At 40.3% G+C, this 17,611-nt stretch carries 15 protein-coding genes and 1 tRNA gene; 9 read left to right on the top strand and 7 right to left on the bottom strand.

What is annotated here, in order from left to right; genetic code table 11:
• Window positions 1-670 precede the first annotated feature (670 nt).
• The 4 genes from AC1P5O_RS11420 to AC1P5O_RS11405 form a co-directional block, all read right to left on the bottom strand.
• On the bottom strand, window positions 671-949 hold the full coding sequence (locus AC1P5O_RS11420; protein WP_156188923.1) for a hypothetical protein: 279 nt from the start codon (window positions 947-949) through the stop codon (window positions 671-673).
• Window positions 950-1,009: 60 nt separating this feature from the next.
• Window positions 1,010-1,351: a hypothetical protein gene (locus AC1P5O_RS11415; RefSeq protein ID WP_348942281.1), complete on the bottom strand. Its 342-nt coding sequence runs from the start codon at window positions 1,349-1,351 to the stop codon at window positions 1,010-1,012.
• Window positions 1,332-1,889 (bottom strand): hypothetical protein, encoded by a 558-nt coding sequence (locus AC1P5O_RS11410; protein WP_348942279.1) that lies wholly within the window; start codon window positions 1,887-1,889, stop codon window positions 1,332-1,334. Before AC1P5O_RS11410 ends, AC1P5O_RS11415 begins: the two co-directional genes overlap by 20 nt.
• A 78-nt stretch (window positions 1,890-1,967) precedes the next feature.
• Window positions 1,968-2,126 carry a hypothetical protein gene (locus AC1P5O_RS11405; protein ID WP_005236238.1) on the bottom strand — a complete coding sequence of 53 codons (159 nt, stop codon included), beginning with the start codon at window positions 2,124-2,126 and terminating at the stop codon, window positions 1,968-1,970.
• Window positions 2,127-2,319: 193 nt separating this feature from the next.
• Here AC1P5O_RS11405 and AC1P5O_RS11400 point away from each other — a divergent pair, with 193 nt between their 5' ends.
• From AC1P5O_RS11400 to AC1P5O_RS11385, 4 genes are read left to right on the top strand one after another with little or no spacing between them, the layout of a single operon-like run.
• Window positions 2,320-3,894, top strand: a complete 1,575-nt coding sequence (locus AC1P5O_RS11400; RefSeq protein WP_490438828.1) for a type I restriction-modification system subunit M — start codon at window positions 2,320-2,322, stop codon at window positions 3,892-3,894.
• Complete coding sequence (locus AC1P5O_RS11395) at window positions 3,894-5,039, top strand: restriction endonuclease subunit S (RefSeq protein ID WP_499006033.1); 1,146 nt, start codon at window positions 3,894-3,896, stop codon at window positions 5,037-5,039. The genes AC1P5O_RS11400 and AC1P5O_RS11395 overlap by 1 nt, the downstream gene beginning before the upstream one ends.
• A gap of 10 nt (window positions 5,040-5,049) precedes the next feature.
• Complete coding sequence (locus AC1P5O_RS11390; RefSeq protein ID WP_151765382.1) at window positions 5,050-5,973, top strand: GIY-YIG nuclease family protein; 924 nt, start codon at window positions 5,050-5,052, stop codon at window positions 5,971-5,973.
• Window positions 5,974-5,999: 26 nt separating this feature from the next.
• Window positions 6,000-8,882 carry a type I restriction endonuclease subunit R gene (locus AC1P5O_RS11385; protein ID WP_499006031.1) on the top strand — a complete coding sequence of 961 codons (2,883 nt, stop codon included), beginning with the start codon at window positions 6,000-6,002 and terminating at the stop codon, window positions 8,880-8,882.
• 368 nt (window positions 8,883-9,250) lie between these two features.
• Here AC1P5O_RS11385 and AC1P5O_RS11380 read toward each other — a convergent pair.
• Window positions 9,251-9,327 (bottom strand) — tRNA-Ile (locus AC1P5O_RS11380).
• A gap of 738 nt (window positions 9,328-10,065) precedes the next feature.
• On the opposite strand from AC1P5O_RS11380, the gene AC1P5O_RS11375 reads away from it, so the two are divergent.
• Complete coding sequence (locus tag AC1P5O_RS11375; RefSeq protein ID WP_005103551.1) at window positions 10,066-10,680, top strand: 1-acyl-sn-glycerol-3-phosphate acyltransferase; 615 nt, start codon at window positions 10,066-10,068, stop codon at window positions 10,678-10,680.
• Between the two features lie 248 nt (window positions 10,681-10,928).
• Window positions 10,929-11,678 (top strand): YebC/PmpR family DNA-binding transcriptional regulator, encoded by a 750-nt coding sequence (locus AC1P5O_RS11370; protein ID WP_005265733.1) that lies wholly within the window; start codon window positions 10,929-10,931, stop codon window positions 11,676-11,678.
• A gap of 67 nt (window positions 11,679-11,745) precedes the next feature.
• Here AC1P5O_RS11370 and AC1P5O_RS11365 read toward each other — a convergent pair whose 3' ends face one another.
• Window positions 11,746-12,216, bottom strand: a complete 471-nt coding sequence (locus tag AC1P5O_RS11365) for an Lrp/AsnC family transcriptional regulator (RefSeq protein ID WP_004645518.1) — start codon at window positions 12,214-12,216, stop codon at window positions 11,746-11,748.
• A gap of 380 nt (window positions 12,217-12,596) precedes the next feature.
• Between AC1P5O_RS11365 and AC1P5O_RS11360 the strand changes: the two genes are divergently transcribed.
• On the top strand, window positions 12,597-14,345 hold the full coding sequence (locus AC1P5O_RS11360) for a beta strand repeat-containing protein (protein ID WP_005265734.1): 1,749 nt from the start codon (window positions 12,597-12,599) through the stop codon (window positions 14,343-14,345).
• 64 nt (window positions 14,346-14,409) lie between these two features.
• On the opposite strand, the gene AC1P5O_RS11355 is transcribed toward AC1P5O_RS11360, so the two are convergent.
• Window positions 14,410-15,174 (bottom strand): glutathione S-transferase family protein, encoded by a 765-nt coding sequence (locus AC1P5O_RS11355; protein WP_005265736.1) that lies wholly within the window; start codon window positions 15,172-15,174, stop codon window positions 14,410-14,412.
• A gap of 294 nt (window positions 15,175-15,468) precedes the next feature.
• Between AC1P5O_RS11355 and ychF the strand changes: the two genes are divergently transcribed.
• Together ychF and AC1P5O_RS11345 are read left to right on the top strand one after the other, a co-directional pair.
• The gene (ychF, locus tag AC1P5O_RS11350) at window positions 15,469-16,560 is read left to right on the top strand and encodes a redox-regulated ATPase YchF (protein WP_262466605.1); all 1,092 of its coding nucleotides are present in this window, start codon (window positions 15,469-15,471) and stop codon (window positions 16,558-16,560) included.
• A gap of 212 nt (window positions 16,561-16,772) precedes the next feature.
• Window positions 16,773-17,390, top strand: coding sequence for a superoxide dismutase (locus tag AC1P5O_RS11345; protein ID WP_164543056.1), 618 nt, complete (start codon window positions 16,773-16,775; stop codon window positions 17,388-17,390).
• Window positions 17,391-17,611 lie beyond the last annotated feature (221 nt).

Here is a 17,611-nt window from a genome sequence, read left to right as displayed (position 1 = left end):
TCAAAGACAGGCGTATTACTACTTAAGTCAGTTCAAAATAGATCATCCCTATGCACAAGTTTCAAAACCATTTAATAGCTCTGTAATTGATTCAGAGTTCTTGCATAAACTCGTCACTAGATCTTATGACAGACATGGCTTCATTCTTCCGTTTAATCAAAATTTCAAGGAAAAGAAAAAAACGAGTGATCAAGAATTTTATATATTCATGGCTGATATTCTGAATACTGATGGATTCAAAAATTCTGGCGAACTATATCAACGGTTTATCCAAAAATTTAGTCATAAGTATGAGGTGAATCGAGATAAACCTCGAAGCACAAAATACTCAGTACAGAATAAGTATGAAATGGTCGAGGGTAATTTCTATATCAGCAGAAAGACATTTAACTGTTATCTAAGAGGTTTTTTTGAACAGAATAAAACCCAAATGTCCCAGTTCAAGTATAAAATTCTGAAGTCACCCAACACAAAGATTGGATATTACACTCGCAAAAATAGAACTAAAAAAATCATTTCTAGTGAAATCTCGAAATAGGCAGACCCAAGGACTAGTAGACCCTTAAACTGCTTATCCTGAACATCTATCAAGCCTTACCAACAGAAGAAAAAGAAAAAAATACCGTAAAGCCGAAAAGCTTTACGGTTCATTTTACGGTACGTGCTACGGTCAATAGTCACTGGGCAGTAAAATCGTGGTTACTGATCGATCAGCTTCGGTTATGATCCAGATTTTATCCTTGGAAAAGTTGTAGCTGGATAGGATGCGTAATTGCATCAGTAAAGCTTCTTCATTGGATTCCCGATCTTCTTCACACACATCACCCCAATCTCCCTGATGATGTCTTGCAAGTAATGCCAATAAGTCAATGTTTTCAGCTTCAGCGAAGCGAAGTGCATTCGGTGTAGACATGACTTGGCCTAAAGCAAATAAGTTTCGCTTTGTCATAAAATTCGCTCAGATTAAAGTTAATAGTGAGGTTGCTACGTCAGGAGTGGTGTTACAGGTCTACATCACTTGTAGTTGATGTTGTTCAAAAATGGCTTTCGGAACATAGACCAAAATGCCTTCATTGTCGTTAAGCATGATGTAGATCTCAAACCAATCCTTCTTCTTTTCAACAAATTCAATCTCTCCCATGTTCAGCTTTTCAGAAAGACTGAAGCTAAGATTTTCAAAAGGCTGAATCAGGTCTTGCTCATCTTCACAAACAACAAACCACCCATGTAGGGTGGCTTGATAAGGTTCTTCATACTGATGCTCAAGGATTTGCATCGTTTCAAGAATGGCATGAGCTATGGGCTGTTCATGCACTTTCTGGATATCTGCTTTACTCTTGATCAATTGCATCTTCACTACCCTCATCCATTGAAGTAGATTCAACTTTTTCAGCAGTTTTATGCTGACGCTTTTTTGTGGATTTCAGTCCAGTAGTTTTATCAGCGTGAGATGAATCGATATCTTCTTGCCCTGCTTTCAGATGGCTTTCCAGACCAATTGACCAGAGTTCATAGTCTTCATTGACTTCCAACAAACGTGCAGTTTGTGGATGGGTATGAATCACTTTCTGATCGACCAGTACAGCCCCCAAAAAACTTGAGTTATTGACTGACTTACCAATGAACAGTGATTTCAATGCGGTAGCATGGAAAGGCTTGCCTTCTTGATATAACTTACCAAGCATTTGAATAATGTCATCGACTTTGATCAGCTCTGCACTAAAGCCTCCTGTAGATTCATTCTTGCTTAGTGCAATACCAAAAGACTGATCTTCACTGTGTTGCCATAATTGATAGTGCAGTTGACCTTCGGCACGATCAGACAATTTATTGCAGGTAAAAGTATGAATCAGGTTATAGCCTATTTTGTCATGAATACGTGGTTGCATGGTTTTGATTCCTGTAGACGTAAAAAATCCCAATACACCGAATGGCATATTGGGATAGATAAAATGGAAATGGTTTACTTATAAGATGACTTTCAATACAGCACAGACTTTGGTCACGTTATCACTGTCCATATCATTGCAGACACGAATAGCATTCGCTATGGATTGGGTTTGATGATGCGGAATACATTCCAATACATCTGACACTGACTCAAGTTCTGGATAATATTTTTTCATGGTCACTCCTTTGGCTTCAGACCACATAAATAATATCTTCAAGAAATACGGTTTCTTACAGCTATGAATAAAAAGCTGAATAGGCTATACCTATACGCCAAAATCTGTCGCAATACTCTTTTTATTACATGATAAAAATAGTATTTATCGGTAAACTAACCACAATTTGCTTCATATTTTAATAAGGTTCAAGATGACCCAGGTTCAATTGCAACAACTACAAAGACAGCTTTGGAATATTGCCAATGATTTACGTGGAAAAATGGGTGCTGATGAGTTTCGTGACTACATCCTTGGTTTCATTTTCTTCAAATACTTGTCTGAGAAAGCAATTACCTTTGCCAATGAGCTTCTGAAAGATGAAGGCATGGCGGAAAAGTACAATGAGTTGGATGAAAGCAATCCTGACCATGCAGAATTGATCGAAGGCATCAAAGAAAACTCGGTAGATGAAGTGGGTTATGCCCTATCTCCTAGTCAACTTTTTCATACCCTTGCAGAACGTGGTCGTCAAAATCAATTTATTCTGGATGACTTGGCCGAAACACTAAGAGCGATTGAGCGCAGTACATTAGGTGCTGAGTCTGAAGATGACTTTGCTAACCTATTTGAAGACCTTGATATCAACTCAACCAAGTTGGGTAATAACGCCAATGACCGTAATGAGTTAATCAGTAAAGTACTCACTCATCTGGACAATATTGATTTTGACTTGAGTAACTCAGAATCTGATGTTTTGGGTGATGCTTATGAATACCTGATTGGTGAGTTTGCTTCTGGCGCAGGTAAAAAAGCAGGTGAATTCTATACCCCTCAAACTGTATCTACTCTCCTTGCCAAAATTGTCACACAAGGCAAAGAGCGCTTACGTTCTGTATATGATCCGACCTGTGGTTCAGGTTCTTTGCTATTACGTGTTAAACGTGAAGTCAAAGACGTAGATATGATCTTTGGTCAAGAGATGAACCGCACCACCTATAACTTGGCACGTATGAACATGATTTTGCATGATGTACATTTTGCCAAGTTTGATATCAAGCAAGAAGATACACTGACACGTCCTCAGCATATTGATATGCGCTTTGATGCAGTAGTAGCTAACCCTCCTTTCTCTGCAAAATGGTCAGCAGATCCTATTTACTTACAAGATGAGCGTTTCAGCCGTTATGGTAAGTTAGCTCCAAGTTCAAAAGCGGATATGGCTTTTGTTCAGCACATGCTTCATCAATTGGATGAGCAAGGCACGATGGCCGTTGTTCTTCCACATGGTGTATTGTTCCGTGGCTCAAGTGAAGGTGTGATTCGTCAGTACTTGATTGAGAAAATGAATGTGGTAGATACCATCATTGGTTTACCTGCCAACATCTTCTATGGCACATCTATTCCAACCTGTATCTTGGTACTCAAGAAAAATCGTACCCATACAGGTGATATTCTGTTCATTGATGCTAGTAATGACTTTGAAAAGCAGAAGAACCAAAACAAGTTACTGCCTGAGCATTTGGATAAGATTATTGATGCCTTTACACAGCGTCAGAACATCGATAAATATGCCAAGGTTGCTACGCTGCAAGAAGTCAAAGACAATGACTACAACCTGAATATTCCACGCTATGTCGATACTTTTGAAGCTGAAGATGAAATTGATCTGAATGCCATTGCACAGCAACTCAAAGAGCTTGAACAGCAAAGCCAAAAAACTGATGAAGTGATTGCTGATTTCTGCAAAGAGTTAGGTATTGATTCACCATTTGCGGAGGTGAAGTAATGGCTGTGCCAAAGTTACGATTCAAAGAGTTTAATACAGGCTATATAAGTACAACTTTTGAAAAACTGAAAGGATTTTCTATTCAATCCGGAAAATCTGAAGATAAAGGTGATACAGGAGAGTTCCCTTTTTACGGTTCAACAGGTGTAATTGGTCATAAAAATGTTTTTGACTATGAAGGAAAATCAATTCTAATCGCACGTGTTGGTGCAAATGCAGGATCTTTATATCAAATAGATGGAAAATATTCTGTTTCAGATAATACTCTGAGACTCACAGTATCAGATAATATAAGTTTGGACTATTTGCGAGGACTACTTATAAAATTTAATCTGAATAGACTCGTATTTGGAACAGGCCAACCTCTTGTAACTGGAGGAATGATAAAAAAAGTTAATATTTTTATCCCTGAATTTATAGAACAAAACAAAATCGCCTCTTTTCTTTCCTCAGTAGATGAAAAAATCAGTCAATTGACGCAAAAACACCAACTCCTGAGCCAATACAAACAAGGCATGATGCAAAAGCTTTTTAGTCAGCAGATACGTTTCAAAGCGGATGATGGAAATGAGTTTGAGGAATGGGAATATAAACTTCTCCATGAAATAGCCAATAAAAACTCAATAAAGAATAAAGATGGAAGCGTTACGGAAGTTTTGACAAATTCAGCTCTACAAGGAATCATCAAACAAAGTGACTACTTCGATAGGGAAATCGTCACAGAATCAAATCTAAGCGGTTACTATCTCGTAAATATAAATGACTTTGTATATAACCCTCGAATTTCAGTTCATGCACCTGTTGGCCCAATCAAGCGTAATAAAAAATGCTTGGGAGTAATGTCACCACTATATACAATTTTCACTGTGGAAATAGGCAATTTGACCTATCTAGAGTATTTCTTCGATAGTAACTTTTGGCATGATTATGTTAAAAGTGTCGCAAACTCTGGTGCTAGACATGATCGAATGAATATAACAAATAAAGACTTCTTCGAAATGCCTATCCTATATCCTTGTCTTGAAGAACAAACAAAAATAGCTAACTTCCTTTCTGCCATTGACCAAAAAATTGAAGTCGTAGCTCAGCAAATTGAACAGACCAAACAATGGAAAAAAGGCTTGTTGCAGCAAATGTTTGTATAGGGGGAAAACAATGACCCACGGAAAAAGTATCAAGCTGTTTTTGGTGGATGGTTCGATTAATGGCATCTTGACGGCTGAAATTATCAACTGGACTGGTCATGTTCTTTCAGCACCACGCACCAAACTCTTGGATCTCATCCAACGAGAAGAATGTGCTAGAACTGGTATCTATTTCCTTGTGGGTCAAGATCCCGAAGACTCCTTACCAAGCGTTTATATTGGTGAATCAGATGATGTCGCTAACCGTTTGAAACAGCATAACCGTACTGAAGACGCAGGTGGAAAGGACTTCTGGGAAAAAGTATGTCTGGTCACGGGTAAAGACCAAAATATCACCAAGACCCATATTAAGTACCTTGAAAGTCGCTTGATTGATATTGCGAAGCGTAGCGGACAATGCCTACTCAAAAATGGCACAGCACACCTCTACAATCGCCTACCAGAATCAGATACAGCGGATATGGAATACTTTCTGGAACAAATACAAGTGGTTCTCCCTGCCCTTGGGTATACATTCCTCAAGGAAATGAAATATCCAAGTGAACAGCCAAAAGTACATAGTATTGCTCCTGCTTCAGTGGAGAGCTTCAACACAGAAGCAGATTTCTACCTATCCGCTAGAGATATTCAAGCCAAAGCAAAAATCATTGATGGTGAGTTCTATGTACTCAAAGGCTCCCAAGTACGTAGAGATGTCAGTCAACCTACACACAACTATATGAAGAACCTTCGACCACAGTTGTTTGAAAATAACATCATTGATCCAAATACCTATACGTTCAATCAAGACTATTTATTTTCAAGTCCATCAGCAGCAGGCGCAGTCATTTTGGGAAGAGCATGTAATGGTCGTAAAGAATGGAAAGATTCGACCAACCATCTGACTTATGAAACATGGCAACAAAACCAAGTTGAGCGTGTAATTCAAGAATAAATGAAATTGTGGGGGTAAAGCGGTAAATGTCAGTACAAAGCGAAGAACAACTTGAAAATGAATTGATTCAGCACTTAAAGACCTTAGGCTATCGTCAAGTTGATGTAAAAGATGAAAAGCAGCTCCTGATCAATCTCAAAACCCAGATTGAGCAAGCCAATGGGCTTTCTGTACTGTCTGAAAATGAATGGGGACAGATTCTCAATCATCTGAAAGCTGGCAATAGTTTCAATTGTGCCAAAGTGCTACGTCATCGCTTTCCAGTGACCTTTGATGATGGTTCAACACGACATATCGACTTTCTGTTCTCGGACGCAAGTAAGAACATTTACCAAGTAACACATCAAATTGCGATTGATCATTCCAGTATCAATGGGCATACCAGTCGCTTTGACGTTACCCTGCTGATTAATGGCCTACCATTAGTTCAAATTGAACTGAAACGTGCTGGTGTGGAACTCCCTGAAGCATTCAATCAAACGCAGCGCTATGCCAAAGCAGCCTATGGCAGTGGTACAGGTTTATTCAACTATATTCAGCTTTTTGTGATCAGTAATCGTGACCATACGCATTACTATGCCACAGGGACAAATAACTTCGAATTTACCTTTCCTTGGGCAAACTTTGACAACAAGCATGTCCACAAAATCGATGCTTTTGCTGATACCTTTCTGAACCACTCGCATATTACTCAGATGCTGACTGAATACATGGTGATTCTGGAGGCAGAAAAGCGCTTAATGGTACTTCGCCCCTACCAGATTTATGCAGTACAGCAAATTATTCAGCGTGTACAAACAGCCAAAACTCATGGCTATATTTGGCATACTACAGGTTCAGGTAAAACTTTAACTTCATTCAAAGCCAGTCAATTGATCATGCGCTTGCCTGAAGTAGAAAAAGTGCTATTTGTAGTGGATCGTAGTGATCTGGACACGCAAACTGTGCGAGAGTTCAATGCTTTCAAAAAGGATAGTGTTGATACCACCAAGAATACCAATACTTTGGTCAATCAATTGGGTCAGAAACATGACAAGCTCATTGTAACGACCTTACAGAAGCTCAATATTGCGATTAGTTCGGATCGCTATGCAGATAAAATTGCCTATCTGAAAGACAAGAAAGTCGTGATTATTTTTGATGAATGTCATCGTAGTCAATTTGGTGATACGCATCGTAATATCAAACGCTTTTTCAACCATGCACAAATGTTTGGCTTTACTGGCACACCTATTTTTGAAACAAACAGCCAACTTAAAATTGATTCCAAGGCTGTGACCACCAATGCCCTATTTGATGAATGCCTGCATAAATATGTGATTACCGATGCAATCCGGGATGGCAATGTATTACCCTTCCAGATTAGCTACCTAGGTAAATACACTGCAAACGGTATCGAAACCAGTCACAATTATGAAGAAGATGTTGAAGGTATAGACACCAAAGAACTATTTGACAATCCAGAACGTCTGGAGATGATCACTCGCTATATTGTCGACAATCACCACATAAAAACCAAGAACCAGAACTTCACTGCCATGTTCTGTGTAAGTTCAGTCGATGTACTGAATCAATACTATGCGCTATTTGAAAAAGTACAGCAGCAAAAGCAACAAGAAGCAGAAGCCCAAGGCCGAATCTTTAAGCCTCTCACTGTGGCAACTATATTCTCCTTTGCAGCCAATGAAGAACTCAAAGTTGAAGATAGTAATGGTTTGATTGATGAAGAATCTGCTGATATCCCTACAAGAATCAGTCAATCCAATCGTGACAAACTCGATGGCTATATTGCGAAATATAATGCTCAATTTGGACAGAATTTTAACTCAGGTGATGAGTTTTATGCCTATTACCGAGATATTGCCAATCGGGTACGCAAAAAAGAAATCGATATCCTCTTGGTCGTGAATATGTTCCTGACAGGTTTTGACTCAAAGACTTTGAATACCCTGTATGTGGATAAAAACCTCAAATATCATGGTTTGATTCAAGCATTTTCACGTACCAATCGTATCCTGAATGCAGACAAGCCATTTGGCAACATTGTCTGCTTCCGTAATCTGAAACAAGCTACAGATAAAGCCCTAGCACTGTTTTCCAACAAGGCTGAAGCAGAAAAGATAGTATTGATTCCAAGCTTTGAAAGCATCAAGGAAAAGTACAACGCTGCTGTAGCTGAATTACTTAAGATTGCTCCTGACCCAGACAAGGTACTGGAACTGCCCACAGAAGAGCAACAATTGCAGTATGTGAAGGCTTTCCGTGAAGTCATGCGGATCAATGCACAACTGGAAAACTTTGTTGAATATGATCAGGATGACACTGACTTAAACAAAGCTGAATTTCAGAAGCATACCTCACAATACAAGTACCTCTATACCAATACTCGTGTCGTACAACCGAAAGACAAAGTTTCTGTACTGAATGATGTGAACTTCCAACTGGAACTCATTCACAAAGATACAATCAATGTCGGCTATATCCTGAATTTACTGCAATCTGCGGTCAACAACACCGATCAGAAACAAAAGCAAAAATATCGCGCACAGGTGCAAGATCTACTAGCAAATAATCATACGCTGTACGACAAACAGGAACTGATCCAAAAGTTTCTGGATGAAAATATTCCACGCATGATCACAGGGCAAAGTGTAGAAGAAGCGTTTGCACAATTCTGGGATGTAGAAAAGGAACGAGCGATTGATGAGCTTTGTCAAAAAGAAGCAATCAAGCCTGAAGTGTTCAAACAAGTGATCGGTAAATATGAATACACCAAACGTCTGCCAAGTCGTGAAGATGTGACTGATCTACCTATTACTCGTCCCAAGATTTCAGAGCGTAAAACACTCATGAATACGCTAGTACTCAAGACCAGACAATTCATCGATAAGTTCTACACTGGGCTGTAGTTTCCATTGGCCCTTACTCAATATACATATCTAAGCAAACTCCCCAACCAAAACTGGTTTTAGCCCTATATCATCGGGCTAAGATCAGGTAAGCATAAATTCCCCATTCCCACACTAAAACTCATTTCTCTGCTCATAGCGAAACTTGATGATCAATCTTTATGATCGTTTTTTATTCATCAATTACGATACTCACATCGAAAGTGAGAATATAGTGAAATGAAAATGGGCGCTGTATTTTCTGATATTTGAGTTTAGCCCATCGGATTATCGAACAAATGGACCACATATGGTCTATGAAAATCCGGTGGTCTAGAATCTTCAGGCAACAAAAAACCCCATAAACCAAAGGCTTACGAGGTTGAATGTGGTGGGCCCAGACAGACTTGAACTGTCGACCAACGGATTATGAGTCCGCTGCTCTAACCAACTGAGCTATAGGCCCTATATGCTGAAAACTTTATTTATCAATAAGTTCAGGCGTCATGAATACTAGCTAAGATTTTTTGGAAAGACAAGTGCTTTTATAACTGCTTGAACATTTAGGCAGCAATCATGGGCGACTTGTCTTAGTCAAAATTCAGTTACTTAAGACTTCAGTATAGGAGGCATATAGAAAAATGAGATACATGCTGCATCATTTAAGATAAATGAGCCTGTATCTTGAATTTAATCCGGTTTACTAAGCGTAAAACTGATAGATTTAAGGTCTTAGTATATCTATAAGGTATCAAAATTCTTTATTGCTCAGACACGAATGTTAAATGAATAGCCGTGAGCTAAAGAAGATAGAATGACTAGAATTCAGACTTCATTTCTTCGTCTTTATGTAAATCTTGCTTAATTTCGATCAAAGACCATACAATTATAAGCGCAAAAATCAATAGGGAGACTACGAAGGCTGTCATGTACGTCATACTTTTCAATCTCAGAGTAGAAAGAATAAGAAAATAGAAAAGACCTGTATCAGTCTTCTTCTTCGACAAAAGTCTAATAACTAAAATGTGCTCTGGATAGTCATTTTTTCATCATTTTAAGACTTTTTTTGTATCTAATGATATTTTTAAGATCTTAATATTGTTTTATTTATATATATTAACTCTTAATCTTGCAGCTTAAAAAGATGAATAAATCATAGATTTTTACATTATTCGCTGATTTTATTGGAAAGCCTATTGACTGTATGGGCGAACAAGATGAAATTATGCAGTTCTCTACATACAGCTTTTACTTCTCCGTACTTATGCTAAATAAATTCCTTGGCGAATCTGCATTTAAACTTGCAGGTTGGCAATATCATGTCGAACCAGATGTGCTTGAAGATAAACAGGTTATTATTGGATTTGAACATACCTCAATGATGGATGCGGTACTGTCAATTGCTCTGTTCCAGATTTACGACCTCAAGGTTCATACCTTAATCAAAAAAGAATTATTTAAAGGACCTTTCAAACCGCTATTAAACGCTGTTGGTGGTATTCCGGTTGACCGCAAGGCCAGTAAAGATATCGTGACCCAGATGGTGGAACATTTTCAGAACAATGAAAAGTTCAATCTGGTCATTGCTCCCGAAGCGACACGAGCCAAACAGGGTGAGGCACGCAAACCGATCCGTACCGGTTTCTGGCATATTGCCAAGGCTGCCAATGTACCGATCGTGTTGTTATACGCCAATTCCAGAACCAAGCAAGGTGGCATTCTTGGCAAGATCTATCCGACAGACCTTGCGCATGACCTGGCTTTGATCAAACAACTGTATAAAGATAAGGTTGGTCTGGATATCGTTATTCCAGAATAAGCTTTTAAAAAAGAAAAGCACGGACATAATCAGCGATTCGGCTGTTTATGTCCAAGTCATTTGTCCATATCAATGTATCAATAGAATTATAAATCCCTGTATCCTCTTTCTATTTTTCCTCGATATTGCACTTTTTTTGTTTTTATCCTGAAATCTCAAATCCAGGCACTTTTTTTTAAAAAAACGCTTATGGTAGAATTTCGGCATTCTGATAGGCATACAGCCAATCTACAAGGAGCATAGTTCGCATGGCGGGTCATTCCAAGTGGGCCAATATTAAGCATCGCAAAGCAAAACAAGATGCGAGTCGTGGTAAAGTTTTTACCAAATACATTCGTGAATTAACCACTGCTGCAAAGCTTGGTGGTCCAGATACTGCAAGCAACCCTCGTCTACGTGCTGTGGTTGAAAAAGCATTATCAGTGAATATGACACGTGACGTGATCAACCGTGCCATTCAACGTGGTGCTGGTGGCGAAGATAACGACGACCTGAAAGAAGTGACCTACGAAGGTTATGGTGTAGGTGGTGTTGCGGTTATTGTTGAAACCATGACTGACAACTTGAACCGTACTGTGCCTGACGTACGTCATTGCTTCTCTAAAACTGATGGTAACCTAGGCACTAACGGTTCGGTGGCATTCCTGTTCACGAAACGTGGCGAGATTACTTTTGAAGATGTTTCTTTGGAAGATCAAATCATGGAAGTGGCATTAGAAGCAGGTGCGGAAGACATCGAAGTCACTGAAGATGAAATCCTGGTGATTACTACACCTGAAGCTTTCGGTGATGTTCAAGATGCTTTAACTGCTGCAGGTTTAAAATCTGACAATGCTGAAGTGGTGATGAGTCCTTCAACCAAAGCAGAAATCACCGACATCGATCAAGCAAAAAAAATCATGAGAATGATTGATATGCTTGAAGATCTGGATGATGTACAAAACGTGTATACCAACGTTGAATTCTCAGATGCCGTTTTAGCAGAACTCGATGCTTAAATATTTTGATTCAAAAAACGCACCTTAGGGTGCGTTTTTTATGGCTGTCTCTCACCCTCGCCTTTGATTAAACTTTATTGAGTAATCCGCTACAGTTAAAGACATTATATTCTTTAATGACAAAGCTGGAATGCAGTGCAACCACATGCTCAATTTTTCCAATCCGCTTGAGCAGGATTTCACTATAATTTTCCATATCCCGCGCCACGACTTCGACAATAAAGTCCGCAGACTGACCGGTGACCAAAAAGGCATTAATCACTTCGGGAATACTTTCCAGTTCTTCCAGAAATTTAGCAAAAGTATCACTATCATGTTTGCTTAAGGATACCTGCAACAGCACATGCAGACTGAAACCTAATTTTTGGTAATTGATTTCACGTTTTAAGCCACTGATAATATTATGATCGATTAAGTGTTTGATCCTGCGATGCACCGAACTCACAGATAAATTCACCCGCTCGGACAGTTCATTCAGATTGACATCTTCATGGGTCAATATTTCTAGAATATGTTTATCGAAACGATCCAGTTCCATTTTTATACTCTTATATCAATAATCAATAGATGCAGAAAATTTTGCGCCATCTCTGTTATACAATATTTATTTATTTTTCACAAAATTTTCATATTCTGAAATTTTTTTCCAAATTCAATCTCATTTTATAAATACGGTTTTCAGGATGGTTTCAATGACCGTTAATCGCATTAATTCAAAATATGACCAATGGTATTTTTAATTAAATCTTTATTTTTAAATTATTTAAATTTGGTAAACATGGCAACAGATAGGCTATTCCTCTCAGTCCCCACACGACTTAACCGTCCATCTTTTACAAGTGTATAGAAATAGATTAAAACAAAGGCGCTTTAAAAACAAAAATAGCGCATTTCAAAAATATTACACAAGGAACGGTTATGGCTTCTAAACTTTTAAGCTTGATAAAAACAAAAGTGAGTCCTGTTTTAACCGTCGAAACCCAAACGAAGAGCTTACTGGGCGGCTTATTCGGTGGAACGACATCAGGTACCCTCACCAATCTTATTGGCAATCTCACCGGATCCAATACTCAACCTTCGGTCAGCTCATTATTAAATAATCTCCTTTCTGGAAGCAGCCTGAGTACGACAAATCTCAGCAATTTATTAACTCAGTTGTCTGGTTCGAATGTCTCAAGTCTAAATATTCAAAGCCTGATCAGTAGCTTAACCCAATCCAATGGCGGTAGCTTTAATATTACCCAGGTCACCAACTTATTAAAGAGCTTAATGGGGAGCAATAGCAGCAGCCTGGATCTTGAGACTATTTCTAAATTGGTGGGCGGCTTATTGGGCAGCAGCACTGGCAATATTGATATTGGTAAAATTTCTCAACTGGTCGGTGGTCTGATCGGCGGTTCAAGTAATATTGATATTGGTGCGATTGCAGGGCTGGTCAGCAACCTGATTGGTGGCAATGGTGAAATTGATATTGCGCAAATCGCTCAACTGGTTAGTGGCCTGATCGGCGGTTCAAGCAATATTGATATCGGTGCAATCGCGGGTCTAGTCGGCAACCTGATTGGCGGCAATGGCGATATCGATATCGCACAAATCACTCAGCTGGTTGGTGGCCTGATTGGTGGGTCTAGTGGATTAGATGGCGTAGATATCGGTGCGATTGCAGGGCTGGTCGGTAACCTGATTGGCGGCAATGGTGAGATTGATATCGCACAAATCGCTCAGCTTGTTGGTGGCCTGATCAGTGGGTCAAGTAATATTGATATTGGTGCCATTGCGGGTCTGGTCGACAACTTGATTGGCGGCAATGGCGAGATTGATATCGCACAAATCGCTCAACTGGTGGGTGGCCTGATCGGCGGTTCTGGCGGTTTAGGCGGCGTAGATATCGGTGCCATCGCGGGTCTGGTCAGCAACCTGATTGGCAGTAATGGTGAGATTGATATCGCACAACTTGCTGAATTGGTCGGTGGTCTGATCGGCAGTTCTGGCGGATTGGGCGGCATAGATATTGGTGCGATTGCGGGTCTGGTCGGCAATCTGATTGGCGGGAATGGCGAGATTGATATCGCACAAATTGCTGAATTGGTCGGTGGCCTGATTGGTGGTTCTGGCGGATTGGGCGGTGTAGACATTGGTGCGATCGCTGGTTTGGTCGGCAATCTGATTGGTGGTAATGCAGGCAATGAGTTTGATCTTGGTGCTATTACCGATTTAATTAGCGGCTTTGTAGGCGGAAATGCAACGGGTGGTTTTGATGTCGGTGACTTCACTGACTTACTGAGCGGTCTGATTGCGAATGGTTCAAATGGCATAGACTTGGGTGGGTTATTGGGTAATCTGAATCTCGGTAGCGATCTGGATCTGGGTGATATGATCGAAGGTATTTCCTCTGCTTCAAACGGCTTTGACTTAGGCAGTATTGTCGAAGGTGTTGGTCAGTTGGTTGGTAGTGGCTCTTCGATTGAACTACCTGACCTCGGTGATCTTATCCAAGGGGTGGGCGCGACTGATTCCAATATTGATCTGTCTGCTCTCCTGCCTGGCATCAAAGATACGATTCAGAATATTGGCAGTGGCGGTTCTTCATCCGGATTTGATTTTGGTTCACTCCTCAATAATTTTACTAAAAATATTGATATCGACCAGACTAATCCTTGGGGTTAATCATAATCTCATCAAAAAAACGCGCTTCATGCGCGTTTTTTAATTTTGAAAGTAGCATTTAAACTTATATACCACGCCAGTCTACCCGTGCATTGCGTTCGGTTCGGTAAATACGACAAATATATTCACCCAGTGGTAGCTCATTCAAATACTGCTGATAGTCACGATATTCTTCGGACAAGGTTTCAAAATTTTCTTTTTCCCACGGCGTACCTGGAATCGCCAAAAGCGGTGCCAACATGGAACAGACTGCAATATCCGCCAGACCTAAACGATTTCCGACAAAATAATGCCCACCTTGGCTGACCAGCATCTGATTGAGCTGCTGTACCGCAACATCAATATGCTGTTTGGATTCCGCCACAGTTTCTTCATTCAATGCATAACCCTTGGCCACCATCGCTTTCAATAAAGGTTTAGAAAATTTTTCAAACTGGCGCAGATAGCCCTGCTCACCAATTAAAATATCCAGAGATTCATGATCAGAAGTCAGTGCTTGAGACAGCATCCAGCGACGGACATGACGACCCAATTCCAGGGTAATTTCATTAATCGCTAAAGCTTTATTTCGAAAATATCCTTCTGCGTGCAGTAAACGATGTTCTGGATAAGTATCATCCAGATACAGAGCAATCTGGGTGGAATCTGCGATCCATCCATCCTGATCACGCAAAATAGGCAGACGATTCTGACCTGTTTTCAGGCGGGCAAAAGCGCGGTGTACCCCGGGTATCAGATTGTGAGCAACATAGTACAGCTCTTTATGGTCCAGCATCCAACGTGCTTTTTCGCAAAAGTGAGATAAAGGAAACTGGTATAAAGTTCGCATGTATGCTCCATGTTTATCGTTATTGGATCAGGGCGTGTAGGCCGCCGTTTTATTCAGATACTTTAGTCACTCACTTTTAGAAAAACAATGTGATTTTTATTCAAAAGTAAAATACTGGCTGATTATTCCTCTATGGTTGGTGGACTCACGATACATCCCGGAAAGCTCAGCGAGTCATTTTAAGTCGCCAGAAGCATTTGATTGCAATAAACCACAAGCACATGACCTGACTTTAGTCATGCTTTCATGTAAAATCGGGGGCAATTTTTATATAACGCTTTTGTGAGTTATTTCATGGGTTTTAATTGCGGTATTGTCGGCTTGCCGAACGTTGGTAAATCTACACTTTTCAATGCCTTAACCAAAGCTGCTATTGCTGCAGAAAACTTCCCTTTCTGTACGATCGAACCAAACACCGGGATTGTACCTGTTCCTGATCCACGTTTAGACAAATTGACTGCAATTGTTAAACCGCAACGTGTTATTCCGACTTCTATGGAATTTGTAGACATCGCAGGCCTGGTAGCGGGTGCTTCTAAGGGTGAAGGCTTGGGTAACCAGTTCCTGGCCAACATTCGTGAAACTGATGCAATTGCTCACGTTGTGCGTTGTTTTGAAGATGAAAACGTCATTCATGTGAATGGTCGTATTGATCCACTAGATGACATCGCTACGATTAATACCGAACTTGCACTTGCAGACTTGGATGCTGTAGCCAAAGCGATTACGCGTTTGACAAAATCTGCCAAGGGTGGCGACAAAGAAGCGCTTGCCACTAAAGCTGTTCTGGAAAAAATCCAGCCTTTACTGGATGAAGGTAAACCGGCTCGCGCAGCGGACCTAGATGATAACGAACGCAAGCTGGTACGTGGCTTTGGTTTAATGACGCTTAAACCAACGATGTATATTGCCAACGTTGCTGAAGACGGTTTTGAAAACAACCCGCATTTAGATGCAGTCAGAAAATTAGCCGCTGAAGAAAATGCGATTGTGGTTCCACTTTGCAACCAGATTGAAGCTGAAATTTCATTGCTTGAAGATGAAGACCGTGCTGAATTCCTTGAAGCAATGGGCATGGAAGAACCGGGTTTAAATGTGGTCATTCGTGCAGGTTATTCATTACTGGGCCTACAAACTTACTTCACCGCGGGCGTGCAAGAAGTTCGTGCCTGGACCGTAAAAGTTGGCGCAACTGCACCACAGGCAGCAGGCGTGATTCATACCGACTTTGAAAAAGGCTTTATCCGTGCAGAATGTATCGCTTATGATGATTTCGTGCAGTACAACGGCGAAGCCGGTGCGAAAGAAGCAGGTAAATGGCGTCTAGAAGGTAAAACTTACATCGTTCAGGATGGCGATGTTTTACACTTCCGTTTTAACGTTTAAGTCGTTGCTGTTTGAAAAAGCCCCCTTCTTGGGGGCTTTTTTTATTACTTTTAAAAAGAGGATTCATACGTATAACAACCTTTCTGAAAGCGCATAAGATCAACACATATTAAAAATAATGATAACTATTCTCATATATAAATATTAAATTAGGGCGTATCTTAAATCTAATGAAAAATAACCTAACTTCATTCTCTCAAGGAATCCTGCCAATGAGCTACACCTTGCCTGCACTACCTTATGCTTATGATGCGCTAGAGCCTCATATCGATAGCAAGACTATGGAAATTCATCATAGCAAGCATCATCAAACCTATATCAATAATATCAATGCAGGAATAGCGGGCACAGAATGGGAAGATTTATCGGTCGAAGCCTTAATTAGCAAATTCAATGAAGTGCCCGAGCAACTCAGACAGAACGTGATCAACAATGCTGGTGCACATGCCAATCATTCCCTGTTCTGGACAGTGATGAGTCCAGACTGCGGTGGTCATCCCGAAGCTGAAATTGCCAAGGCAATCGAACATGAATTAGGAGGATTCGAGGCATTTAAAGAAGCGTTTACCCAAGCAGCGCTTAGCCGTTTTGGTAGTGGGTGGGCCTGGTTAAGTATGGCGCCAGATCAAACGCTTATTGTGGAAAGCAGTGCCAATCAGGATTCTCCGCTGATGCATGGCAATATTCCCCTTTTAGGTCTGGATGTCTGGGAACATGCTTATTATTTACAATATCAAAACCGTCGTCCGGAATACATCTCGGCTTTTTTCAATGTTGTGAACTGGAAAGAAGTAAATCGTCGTTATTTGGAAGCATTAAACACGCTTTAAATCTTTGAGGAGATCGACCATGTCTACACGTACAATGATTCAACGCATGATTGGCAGCACACTCCTGATCTGCGGTGTAATGGTACTTTTATTAGGCTTTGTTGCACAAAGATTTGAAATGCAAAGCGCCCCTAATTGAGCCAAATTTAAGGCGTAACTTGGGTAAGTGGTCGACCTAATTCCGTAAATCTGTTAAGGACTGCTACACGTGCATGAATTTC

It is taken from the genome of Prolinoborus fasciculus, assembly GCF_056724605.1.
The sequence above is the reverse complement of the archived record's forward strand: the minus strand, read 5'-3'. Positions and strand labels throughout refer to the sequence as shown.